This window comes from Vibrio sp. 2-Bac 85 (assembly GCF_037546705.1).
Lineage (GTDB): Bacteria > Pseudomonadota > Gammaproteobacteria > Enterobacterales > Psychromonadaceae > Psychromonas.
This window is the reverse complement of sequence record NZ_JALAAB010000007.1, coordinates 49,417-61,067: the sequence shown is the minus strand read 5'-3', so window position 1 is coordinate 61,067 and position 11,651 is coordinate 49,417. Positions and strand designations below refer to the sequence as shown.

Annotated in this window: 8 protein-coding genes and 2 pseudogenes; 7 read left to right on the top strand and 3 right to left on the bottom strand. The window is 37.9% G+C overall.

The genetic code is table 11. The annotated features are described in order from the left end of the window. Positions 1-149: 149 nt before the first annotated feature. Positions 150-593 (bottom strand): GatB/YqeY domain-containing protein, encoded by a 444-nt coding sequence (locus MT390_RS09425; RefSeq protein ID WP_028868999.1) that lies wholly within the window; start codon positions 591-593, stop codon positions 150-152. An 18-nt stretch (positions 594-611) separates the two neighbouring features. Beyond that, complete coding sequence (gene rpsU, locus MT390_RS09420) at positions 612-827, bottom strand: 30S ribosomal protein S21 (protein ID WP_025563760.1); 216 nt, start codon at positions 825-827, stop codon at positions 612-614. Between the two features lie 291 nt (positions 828-1,118). Between rpsU and tsaD the strand changes: the two genes are divergently transcribed. Together tsaD and MT390_RS09410 are read left to right on the top strand one after the other, a co-directional pair. Further along, positions 1,119-2,138 (top strand): tRNA (adenosine(37)-N6)-threonylcarbamoyltransferase complex transferase subunit TsaD, encoded by a 1,020-nt coding sequence (gene tsaD / locus MT390_RS09415; protein ID WP_499440812.1) that lies wholly within the window; start codon positions 1,119-1,121, stop codon positions 2,136-2,138. Between the two features lie 63 nt (positions 2,139-2,201). Next, the gene (locus MT390_RS09410) at positions 2,202-3,383 is read left to right on the top strand and encodes a Wzz/FepE/Etk N-terminal domain-containing protein (protein WP_499440810.1); all 1,182 of its coding nucleotides are present in this window, start codon (positions 2,202-2,204) and stop codon (positions 3,381-3,383) included. A gap of 101 nt (positions 3,384-3,484) precedes the next feature. Here MT390_RS09410 and queG read toward each other — a convergent pair whose 3' ends face one another. Beyond that, a complete protein-coding gene (gene queG / locus MT390_RS09405; protein ID WP_166372344.1) occupies positions 3,485-4,714 on the bottom strand; it encodes a tRNA epoxyqueuosine(34) reductase QueG in 1,230 nt (409 codons plus the stop codon). A gap of 555 nt (positions 4,715-5,269) precedes the next feature. Between queG and tsaE the strand changes: the two genes are divergently transcribed. From tsaE to miaA, 5 genes and pseudogenes are all read left to right on the top strand, one after another. After that, positions 5,270-5,728 carry a tRNA (adenosine(37)-N6)-threonylcarbamoyltransferase complex ATPase subunit type 1 TsaE gene (gene tsaE / locus MT390_RS09400; protein ID WP_499440808.1) on the top strand — a complete coding sequence of 153 codons (459 nt, stop codon included), beginning with the start codon at positions 5,270-5,272 and terminating at the stop codon, positions 5,726-5,728. Continuing rightward, a pseudogene (locus tag MT390_RS09395) lies at positions 5,725-6,891 on the top strand (N-acetylmuramoyl-L-alanine amidase); the annotation flags it as partial. The gene tsaE and the pseudogene MT390_RS09395, both read left to right, overlap by 4 nt. Before the next feature lie 1,563 nt (positions 6,892-8,454). Next, positions 8,455-8,589 (top strand): annotated as a pseudogene (locus MT390_RS09390) (LysM peptidoglycan-binding domain-containing protein); the annotation flags it as partial. 27 nt (positions 8,590-8,616) lie between these two features. Next, the gene (mutL, locus tag MT390_RS09385) at positions 8,617-10,587 is read left to right on the top strand and encodes a DNA mismatch repair endonuclease MutL (RefSeq protein WP_499440806.1); all 1,971 of its coding nucleotides are present in this window, start codon (positions 8,617-8,619) and stop codon (positions 10,585-10,587) included. Position 10,588: 1 nt separating this feature from the next. Further along, the gene (miaA, locus tag MT390_RS09380; protein ID WP_499440804.1) at positions 10,589-11,542 is read left to right on the top strand and encodes a tRNA (adenosine(37)-N6)-dimethylallyltransferase MiaA; all 954 of its coding nucleotides are present in this window, start codon (positions 10,589-10,591) and stop codon (positions 11,540-11,542) included. Positions 11,543-11,651 lie beyond the last annotated feature (109 nt).

The following is an 11,651-nucleotide window of genomic DNA, read 5'->3' as shown; positions in this document are numbered from 1 at the left end:
TTAAAAGTACACAATAGTTGTTAATACTCATTACAATTAATAGATGAATAAATAATAGGGGGAATTAATATTTAATACAGGTTAAAACAAAAAAACCTCAGACTTAAGTATTAAGCTGAGGTTTTTTAATCAAAAAAGATGAATAGGGTTTATTTCAAGTGTGCTCTTACAAGACCACTGACTGAACCCATATCCGCTCTTCCTTGTATCTCTTTTTGGAGTATCCCCATCACTTTGCCCATATCTTGCATGCCTTGTGCATCAACTGCTGCAATAGCTTGCTTAATATGTGCTTCAACTTCTTCCGAAGTGAGTGCTTGAGGTAAAAACTCTTCTAAAATAACAAGTTCCATTTTCTCAATATCAACAAGATCAGTACGGTCAGCTTTTTCAAACTGCGAGATTGAGTCTTTACGCTGTTTTACTGATTTAACAACCACCGCAGTTACAGCGTCGTTATCCAATTCAACTTTGTCATCGAGTTCAATCTGTTTCACAGCAGCAATTAATGAGCGGATAGTCTTTAAACGGACCTTATCCTTAGCGCGCATTGCAAGCTTTTGTTCTTCTTGTAATCTTGTTTTTATAGACATCGGAAACCTTTATCTATTCTAGTATAGACGAACGCGACGTGCGTTATCACGAGAAAGTTTTTTCAAGTGACGTTTAACAGCTGCTGCTTTAGCACGTTTGCGAACTGTAGTAGGTTTTTCAAAGAATTCACGCTTACGTGTTTCTGCTAAGATACCTGCTTTTTCACAAGAACGTTTAAAACGACGTAGTGCTACGTCAAATGGTTCGTTTTCACGAAGTTTAATTACTGGCATATGCCTATTACCTTTATGGTTACGGTCGTAAATTGACCAGTGCATTTAAATTGGTGCGAGATTTTAATCCTATTTGGGGGATAATGTAAAGAAATTCCGCACTAATTTTAATTAATAAAGTATAAAGATCCCAAAGATCCTCAGATCTGCATTTTATAATCAAGATCGACAAAAAAAGCAATCTTAAATGCACTTTTCCGTTAGAATGCGTCTAATTTTTTATTATATCCTCTATTTTATTTAATTAGCTTAATTAATGAGCTAATTGTTTTAGCTATAAGGTTGTTTATTATGCGCATTTTAGGCATTGAAACGTCATGTGATGAAACAGGTATTGCTGTTTATGACGATCAACAAGGTTTGTTATCTCACCAATTATATAGTCAGGTGAAATTACACGCTGATTATGGTGGTGTTGTTCCTGAGTTAGCGTCACGCGACCATGTTCGTAAAACAATTCCACTGATTAAAGATGCTTTGAAACTCGCTAATTGTACTAAAGATGATATTGATGCCATTGCTTATACCGCGGGGCCTGGATTAGTAGGCGCATTATTAGTCGGTTCTTGTATTGGCCGCAGCTTAGCCTACGCATGGGGGAAACCTGCGATAGCAGTGCATCACATGGAAGGTCACTTACTCGCGCCTATGTTAGAAGAACATAAACCAGATTTTCCCTTTGTCGCATTACTCGTATCAGGTGGCCATACCTTATTAGTGCAAGTGGATGCGATTGGTGAATACACCTTATTAGGTGAAAGTATTGATGATGCTGCGGGTGAAGCATTTGATAAAACCGCTAAATTGTTAGGGTTGGATTATCCTGGTGGACCTCGTTTAGCTAAAATGGCCGAACAAGGCGTAGCGGGGCGGTTTAAGTTTCCTCGTCCTATGACTGATAGACCTGGGTTAGATTTTAGCTTTAGTGGTTTAAAAACTTCTGCTGCGGTGACGATTGCACGAGAAGGCAAAGATGATCAGACTCAAGCTGATATTGCCTATGCTTTCCAAGAAGCTGTGATTGATACCATTGCCATAAAGTGTAAGCGAGCTTTAAAACAGACCGGTTTAAAACGTTTAGTGGTTGCAGGTGGAGTAAGTGCTAACACAGCTTTACGTGAGCAACTTGCCGCTACGATGAAAAAGTTAGGTGGTGAAGTGTTCTACCCGCGTAGTGAATTTTGTACTGATAATGGGGCCATGATTGCTTATGCAGGAATGCAACGTTTAAAAGCAGGGCATACTCAAGGTTTGGAAATAAAAGCAAAACCACGCTGGCCGTTACAAGATTTGCAGAGTGTTAATGTTTAATCTAGCTCAATTAATCGTTAATTTTTAATTATATTTTATTTAATTTTTATAAAGAGAGTAGTTATGAAGTCTCAAAACAATAATGCCACCTTTAATGAAGGGAAAATTAATGTACCAGTTTATCAACAAGTGCCTCAAAATGATGAGATTGATTTACTTGAATTAGTTAAAGTAATTTGGGCTTATAAATGGGTAACTGTATTAATGTGTACAGTAGCGATAGTTGGTTCTGTTATCTACGCTTTAACTGCACAGCAGTGGTGGGTTGCTCAGGGTAAAATTATTGAACCTCAATTAAATAATGTTGGCGTTTTGTATGCTCACGCTGAAAAAGTAAAAACACTGATAAAATTTGCCAGTGAAGGAAATGATAAGAACGATAAGAATGATAAAACGAGTTATATTTCTCCTTTAGAAGATTTATTTATTCCTGAAACTTTATTTCTTAATTTTATTAATGAATTCAACTCATCAATTAATAAAAAACAATTTTTAGAAACTAACGAAGTATTTTTAACATTCTTAAAAAAAAATGAAATTCAAATTCCAACTAATGCCAAAACACTTGAAAATAGATTAATTAATCAAGCATATAAAGGAACGTTAAAAGTTTGGCGAGATGGTATCAGTGCCTCTCTAGACAACAAAACTCAAGAAGCCACTTTATCTTTTCGTACTGATGGACAAGACAGCTCTGCTGAATTATTAAATCAATACATCAACTTTGTTGGTAATAAAGTAAAAGTTAGTCAGTTGGCTAAGTTATCTTTATTTATTGGTTCATCGATCAATGAATTGGAAGTTAGTGTAAATATGGCAGAGTGGAATGCAAAACAAGACCTTGATCTTTTGTCTAAAAAGGTTGAATACGCTTATCAAATTGCTTCAACATCGGATTTAACTAATTATACAGCTAGCATATCAAGTGAAAATAGTTTATTTGAAGTTAATTTAGGAGCGAAAGCATTAAAAGCAAAACTAGAAGTACTTAAGTCACTAAAAGATCTAAATATGTTAAATCCTAATATTGCTAAAATGAAAAGGACTTTAATAGAGTTGCATTCATTAGATAATGTTGATGAAGATGACTTTGCACCTTATCGTTACCTGGAAAGTGTGGAAGCGCCACTTGCTCGAGCTAAACCTAAGCGAGCATTAATTGTTGTATTAGCAACTTTATTAGCGGGTATGTTATCTATCGCTATTGCCTTGCTACACCACTCTTTAACTAAAAAAGAAGATTAAAATACTTTTTTAGTTAGCTAACAATAGAAAACCATTTAAACGGTTTTTTATTGTTATTTTATTTGCTGTCTACCATTAAAAATAAGTGCGTTACTTTAATACTAAGCGTCTCTTGGTAACCCTTTTTTTACCGCATTAATTAAACGTTTATTTAAACGGTCAATATTGATTGGCATGTTTTGCTGTTGCTCGGTTAATGCCCATTGAATATGTTCATTAACTATCTCATCATCACTTAATTCAAGTTTATTTTGTAAAGCGGTAATAGTCTCGATACTGCTTGGCGCATTACCTAAAGCAACTGCGATATTTCTTAACCAGCGCTGGTGCCCAATTCTTCGAATTGGCGACCCTTCCGTATTTTTTAAGAAAGTAGTCTCGGACCAATTAAATAAGGTTATTAGTGATTGGTTTTGTAAAAAGTCTTTTGCTTGATAATCCGATTCTTGGGTTGTTTCTGCAAAGCGATTCCAAGGACAAATCAACTGACAGTCATCACAGCCGTAAATACGATTCCCGATCGCTTTACGAAACTCTACTGGGATTACACCATATAATTCAATGGTTAGATAAGAGATACAACGTCTGCCATCAACGACGTAAGGGGCTACAATTGCTTGAGTCGGGCAGATTGTCATGCAGGCGACACATTGCCCGCATTCTGCTGTTTGTGCTTGGTCCGTAGGTAAAGGTAAATCAATTAATAGCTCGCCAATAAAAAACCATGAACCTGCATCTTTATCAAGTAATAGTGAGTGCTTACCTGTCCAGCCTAGCCCCGCTTTTTCTGCCAATGGCCTTTCTAATATCGGTGCGCTATCAACAAAAGGGCGAAAGCCTAAGCCGCTAAATTCACTTTGTATTTTATCGCCGAGTTGTTTTAATTTTTTACGTAGCACCTTATGGTAATCTCTGCCTAGAGCGTAACGGCTGATATAAGCGAGATCTTTATTCTCTAAGTTTGAGGCAAATTGGGCTTCTTCTGGCAAGTAATCCATGCGTACTGAAATAACGCGTAAAGTACCTGGCAATAATTGATCGGGACGGGCACGCATCATGCCATGTTTGGCCATGTAATCCATTTCGCCGTGGTATTGGTTATCTAACCAAGTTTGTAAATTAGCTTCTTGATCTTTTAAGTCAATATCACTAATGCCTACTTTTTGAAAACCCAAATCCTTCCCCCATGATTTAATTTTTTTAGTAAGCGCCCTAAGTTCTGTTTCAGAAAGTTTGGGGTTTTTAGTCGCGGAAACGTCATCTGAAGGAGTCGATGAAATAGCATTTGAGAGTGGCTGCGATGAAGAAGCGCTTGGTTGAGTATTTTTCATGGTTAGCTTTAATCAAAAGGTGAAAAGGATGGGCTAAAATCTTTGTATAAAGGTGAGTTTAACACATTCTGGTAAGTATTTTGATAGCGCACTTAGGTTACTTTGAAATCGTCTAATTATTATTTTATAGTCTTGTTTTATAATGTCTTTATCTGAATAAGCAAGATTGCATTAATATTAATGATGTGGCGCTTAATTGTGTCTATCAGTTTTTATGTATGGGTCCTGTCCTGTTATCGAGTTTAAATGCCTTATTCTGATTATTGTTAAAAGTCTTAGCAATATCGTTAAAGAATATGCAGTTAAGGCGGATGCGGTGAAGAAAATGTAGTTAAAAATAGACATGTTGGTTAGCTTTGTTTAGCACCAAGTGAACTTAAATAGTCTATGATAATAATGTTTTTTAGCTTGTGGTGGCTAGAGGTGGTATGCGGGATATGCTTTCTGGTACTATTGGAAACGGTAGCTTTATGCCATTTATTTATTAAGTGACTCTTTTTAGAGAGATCGTTAATAATGAGAACTATCAACTATATTGGAAGTCAGTAAAAAGAAATGTCTACTTTATTAAAAGAAAAACTACAGGATGCAGAGCAAACGGTTTTGTTTGGTAAGCGTTTAAGTAAAGCCTGTGAACTCGCTACCTGTATTTATTTACATGGAGATTTAGGCGCTGGCAAAACAACATTAACGCGTGGTTTTATTCAAGGCCTAGGTCATCAAGGTAATGTTAAAAGCCCTACCTATACTTTAGTTGAGCCTTATGAATTGGCAGATTGGCAAATTTATCATTTTGACTTGTACCGTTTATCGGACCCTGAAGAGTTAGAGTTTATGGGGATTCGAGATTACTTTGGTGATTCAAGTCATTGTCTAGTTGAATGGCCTGAACGTGGCATTGGTTTTTTGCCGCCTCCAGATTTAGATTTAACATTGACCTATATTGATGACCAACGTGAAGTCACTTTACAAGCGAATACTGAAATTGGATTAAGAGTATTGAAAAATTTATGATAGTGCAGGAAAAAAAGCCCGGTTCAGTTAAGACTTTCTCGTCTTCAATCAGATTAACACGGTTAACATCAGTGTTATGTTTTTTGTGCTTTGTATTTATATTACAAAGCATTAGTTTTAATGCCTTCGCTGCTCAAAAAAATGAGCTCAAAGGGGTACGAACTTGGCCATCTCCTGATAATACGCGTATTGTATTAGATCTTGCTCAAAAACCCGACTATGAAACTCATTATCTGACGCACCCAGACCGTCTAGTGGTGGACTTAAAAACTACTAATAACAAAGCGAACTTAAAAAAGATTAGCAATAAAGGTGTTTTGATCAAGAATATTCGTGAAAGTGCGAGTGGTGAAAGTGGTACATTCCGTCTAGTTGTTGATTTAAAAAAAGCCAGTAAAGCGAAAATTTTTAGTTTACGACCAGCAAAACCCTATGGCCATCGTTTAGTCATCGACCTGCCCACTCTTGTTACTAAGGTACCCAAAAGTATTGCTGCAGTGCCAAATGGTCGCGATATTATTATTGCTGTTGATGCAGGACATGGTGGTGATGACCCTGGTGCATTGGGTAAGTATACCTACGAAAAGAAAGTCACTCTACAAATTGCTAAACGTTTAAAAACCAAAATTGATGCACAAAAAGGGATGCAGTCTTTTTTAATTAGGACCGGTGATTATTTTGTTAATTTGAATAAAAGGTCTGAAATTGCACGCAAAGGAAAAGCCGACTTCCTAGTTTCTATTCATGCCGATGGTTTTACTTCAAGCCAACCTAGAGGGGCATCCGTATGGGTATTATCAAACCGCAGAGCAACCACTGAGTTAGGTCGTTGGATGGAAAAACACGAAGCACATTCTGAATTGTTAGGTGGTGCTGGTGATATTATTCAAGACTCCGATAGTGTGCCATTTTTGAATAAAATGTTATTGGATATGTCGATGGGTAATACCATGGGCGTCGGTTATACGATTGGTGACTTAGTGACGACGGAGCTTTCTAAAGTCACTCAAATGCATAAGAAAAAACCAGTGCATGCAAGTTTAGCCGTGCTTAAATCGCCAGACATTCCTTCTATTTTAGTAGAAGCCGGTTTTATTACTAACCGCACTGAAGAACGTTTATTAAACCAAGCTGAGTTTCAAAATAAAATTGCGAGTGCTGTTTATAAAGGTATTTATAAGCATTTTAATGATAAACCACCTCAAGGCAGTCTATTCGCTCAGAAAAAACGCGCGATTAAACATACCGTAAGAAGCGGAGAGTCTTTATCTGTTTTAGCAAGACGCTATAGCGTAACGAGTAATGAACTTAAATCGTTTAATCATTTAAAATCTAATTCATTACGAATTGGCCAAGTGTTAAGTATTCCACCTAATTATCAAGTTGCTGCAAATGAACCAACGAGTCAACAGAATGCAGCGCCGGTCAGAAGAAAAGCACAAACTCATGTTGTAAAACGTGGTGAGTCATTATCTGTGATTGCAGCCAAATACCAACAAAGCACAAAAACACTAGCTGAATACAATCAATTGCGTTCGACAACCTTAGCTATTGGGCAAAAGATTAACATTCCCGGAGATGTTCAACTTAGTGTTGCATCAACCACCGCAGTGAATGCGCCTAAACCTATGACTCAACGAGTGCTACAAAAAGAGCAACTTCATCAAGTTAAACGGGGAGAGTCTTTGTCTGTGATTGCTAGTCAATATGATAAAAGCATTGCTCAGTTAATGTCTTATAACAAGTTACAACGTTCATCTTTACAAGTTGGACAAAAAATTAAGATACCCGGTGTCTATATTGAAGTCGCAGCGACTGCAACACCTAGTGTACAAGCACCTATTGTTAATACTCCCGAGATACATAAAGTACAGCGTGGTGAGTCGTTGTCTGTGATTGCTAGCCAGTACAATAAAAGTATTGCTGAAATTAAAGATTATAACGACTTAAAAACGACCACCTTGTTTGTTGGCCAGCAGCTAAAACTTTCTAAACAACAGAAACCTGTATTAGCTGTCGCTGAACGAAAACAGTCACAACAAAAAAATAAAGTTGTAAAAGCGCAAACGCATAAAGTGCAACGTGGTGAGTCTTTATCTGCAATCGCACAAAAATATGCATCCACAACGGCGCAACTAATACAATATAACAACCTTAAAAGTACGTCTTTATTGATTGGTCAAAAAATAAAAATTCCAGGTAATCAACAACAAATTACTCAACGACCGGATCTTATTTACCGTGTTAAAAGTGGTGACTCGCTATCGGTGATTGCAAGTCAATATGATATGAGCACAAAAGCATTAAAAGATTATAATCAATTAAGATCTAGTAGTTTACGTGTGGGACAAAAAATTAAGGTACCCGGAACGATGACGACGGCTGCTGTTAAAAAAGTTGTAGTGCCTACTCAGCATAAGGTCAGTAGTGGTGAATCATTGTCTGTGATTGCTGAAAAATATGATCGTACTTCAAAGCAATTTGAAGTCTATAACAATTTAAGTTCTTCACGTTTATTAGTCGGGCAGGTGTTAAAAATTCCAGGTGCGAATTATGTCGCTCCATCTGTACCTGAATCGCATAAGGTGAAAAGTGGTGAATCGCTGTCTGTCATCGCTTATCAATATGGAACAACGTCAGAGCAACTGAAACTGCATAATAAGTTACGCTCAAGTACCTTATTTGTTGGTCAAGTATTAAAAATTCCGACACAAAAAGTACAACAAACAGAGCACAAAGTGCGAAGTGGAGAATCTTTATCGGTTATTGCTCAACGCTATGGCACTACGACGACTGCCATTAAATCAACCAATAATCTACGTTCTAATTCACTGGCCGTTGGGCAAGTGCTTACTATCCCTATCAGCTAGTACTGCGAGTGTAAAAGCATGTCTATTCAAATATTACCGGCACGTTTAGCTAACCAAATAGCAGCTGGAGAAGTGGTCGAGCGACCAGCTTCAGTGGTTAAAGAGTTAGTCGAAAATAGTTTAGATGCCGGAGCAACGCGGATTGAAATCGAGATTGAGCAAGGCGGTGCTAAATGTATTCGTATTAAAGATAATGGTAATGGGGTTAGTAAAGACCAACTTACTCTTGCTTTGAGTCGACATGCAACCAGTAAAATAAGCCACCTTGACGACCTAGAAGCGATTGTTAGTTTAGGTTTTAGAGGAGAGGCGTTAGCCAGTGTCAGTTCAGTGGCTCGTTTAACGTTTACTTCAAAACCCGCGGATCAAGATCAAGCTTGGCAAGCCATTGCGGAAGGTCGAGATATGCAAGTAAATGTGCAGCCTGCGGCTCATCCTCAAGGTACTACTGTCGAAGTATTAGATCTGTTTTTTAACACTCCTGCTCGTCGCCGCTTCTTAAAAACTGAAAAGACAGAATTTCAACATATTGATGAATTAATAAAACGTATTGCGCTTAGTCGTTTTGATATTGCAATTAGTTTGAAACACAACAATAAAATGGTACGACAATATCGTGCCGCTCCACAACAAAGTCAGCAAGAAAAACGTATTGCAGCTGTTTGTAGTGAACAATTTATTCAACATGCTGTTTTTTTTGAACATGCAGATCAAGCATTAAAAATTTCAGGTTGGGTATCGGATCGTTTATCGCCAAGAGCTTTAGCCGACGTGCAATATTGTTATATTAATGGGCGTATGATCCGCGACAAATTAGTTAACCATGCAATCAAACAAGTTTATGCTCACTTCTTACCGCCGGGTATGTTTCCTGGGTACATTATTTATATTGAATGTGATGCAAAAGAGGTCGACGTTAATGTCCATCCTGCTAAGCATGAGGTCAGGTTCCATCAAGCGCGTTGGGTGCATGATTTTATTAGTAGTACGCTGAATAGCACACTAAATGATAGCTCGTTATTAAGCCATCAGAATGACTTAACTACATCAGCTGCCGGACATGACTATCAAGCACCTACTAGTATCAGTGATACTCAACCCACAGGTGCAACCAGTAACGCTGCTAGTGTAAGTAATAGCGGTAATAGTCATAACAATTATCACAATCAAAATAACCCTCATTATTTAGATACGGGTACGAATAACCGTGTTGGGCAGGGCAACCAAGGGGCATCAACTGGATCTGCCAATCCTCATTACTCACCTGCAGTGCAGAGGCCTGGACTCGATCACCAACAAGTAGAGGCCTACTGTGATTTTGTTGCTGAAGCTTACCAACAAAATATCGTTTCTCCTGCAACGCATAACTCGTCGTTGAATAAAAACGTAGATGTAAAAGTCGCCAATGTAGTGTCCTCGATCGGTGCAGATTATTTATTGTTACAACCGTTACAACCCGAGTTGATGGCCTTATCTAACAATGGTTTGCTATTAATGTCATTAAAGCAGGCCAATGAGATCGTAGTTAGCGAGCATTTAGTGACTGCTTGGCAAAATGGTGAAGTTATCTCTCAACCTTTATTATTGCCAGTGCGATTTAAATTAGATGAAACAATGCAACAAGTGGCACAACAAGCTGAAACCTTATTAAATCGACTTGGTTTTAGTTATAAATTTCAATCTCAATTTTTGATTGTTAGTCAGGTGCCAGCGCCTTTCAGGCATTCACCTATTGCGGTTATTCTGCCTGCTTTATTTGATTTATTAAAACAAAGCCATGCAGCAGCGATAGATGACAATGATCAACAACAAGTTGAATTAATTTGCCAACAATTAGGGGCATTATTAGTCGCCAATGAAATGGCAATCACTCCTTCATTAACGCAAATAGAAACATTGCTAACGTCGTTAATGCCATTATCCGCAACACATTTACAACGCTGTTTCAAACAACCCGATTTGTCGTTGTTATTACAAGGTATTCAGTAGCATGTCCGATACAAGCATTTCTCCTTTTCCGCTCGCTATTTTTTTAATGGGGCCAACCGCATCTGGCAAAACTGATTTAGCTATTAAGCTTGCACAACAATGCCAATGTGAAATTATCAGTGTAGATTCTGCACTAATTTACAAAGGGATGGATATTGGGACAGCAAAACCAAGTGCCCAGGAGCAGGCGCTCGCACCGCACCTATTAGTTGATATCATTGACCCTAAAGACAGTTATTCCGCCGGTAATTTTCGTGATGACGCGTTACGTTTGATGGGAGAGATTGTCGCGCGTGGTAATACGCCTTTATTAGTCGGTGGAACCATGCTTTATTATAAAGCCTTAGTTGAAGGATTATCTCCTTTGCCTAGTGCAGATATTGAAATTCGAGCGGGTATAGAGCAGCAAGTCAAAGAAACAAGCTGGCAAGCATTACATGATGAATTGCGTACCATCGACCCGGTATCAGCTGAAAGGATCCACGTTAATGACCCACAGCGTTTAGCGAGGGCTATTGAAGTTTATCGTATTAGTGGCAAGAGTATGACTGAGCTGACGGCCATTAAAAGTGATCCTATCCCCTTTAATATTAAACAGTTTGCAATTGCACCTCTAGACAAGTCAGTACTACATCAGCGAATTGAAAAGCGTTTTGATTTAATGCTCGCAGCGGGCTTTGAACAAGAAGTACAAAGTTTATATCAGCGTGGAGATTTGCATTTAGATTTACCTTCAATGCGCTGCGTTGGTTATCGTCAAATGTGGGAGTATATTGAAGGTAAACTGGATTATGAAGAGATGCGTTTTCGTGGTGTAGTGGCGACGCGACAACTCGCTAAAAGACAAATGACTTGGTTGCGAGGTTGGAAGCAAGATATTACTTGGTTAGAAAGTGCTGATGAGAATAACTTTGAAAAAATAAAGTCGGTTTTATTAAAACTTAGATTCAAATAAGAAAAGCATGATTAAAACGTTAGTTATTGAAATAACAAAGAGATAGAAAGAGGTACGGATCAAAATTTTAGGTTTTCAGTCGGTTTTTTTTGATCCCTTCGTTATACTG

Excerpts from the sequence above, each read along its gene's own strand:
- MT390_RS09425 (WP_028868999.1), bottom strand. The coding sequence starts at position 593 with ATGTCTATAAAAACAAGATTACAAGAAGAACAAAAGCTTGCAATGCGC.
- rpsU (WP_025563760.1), bottom strand. The coding sequence starts at position 827 with ATGCCAGTAATTAAACTTCGTGAAAACGAACCATTTGACGTAGCACTA.
- tsaD (WP_499440812.1), top strand. The coding sequence starts at position 1,119 with ATGCGCATTTTAGGCATTGAAACGTCATGTGATGAAACAGGTATTGCT.
- MT390_RS09410 (WP_499440810.1), top strand. The coding sequence starts at position 2,202 with ATGAAGTCTCAAAACAATAATGCCACCTTTAATGAAGGGAAAATTAAT.
- queG (WP_166372344.1), bottom strand. The coding sequence starts at position 4,714 with ATGAAAAATACTCAACCAAGCGCTTCTTCATCGCAGCCACTCTCAAAT.
- tsaE (WP_499440808.1), top strand. The coding sequence starts at position 5,270 with ATGTCTACTTTATTAAAAGAAAAACTACAGGATGCAGAGCAAACGGTT.
- mutL (WP_499440806.1), top strand. The coding sequence starts at position 8,617 with ATGTCTATTCAAATATTACCGGCACGTTTAGCTAACCAAATAGCAGCT.
- miaA (WP_499440804.1), top strand. The coding sequence starts at position 10,589 with ATGTCCGATACAAGCATTTCTCCTTTTCCGCTCGCTATTTTTTTAATG.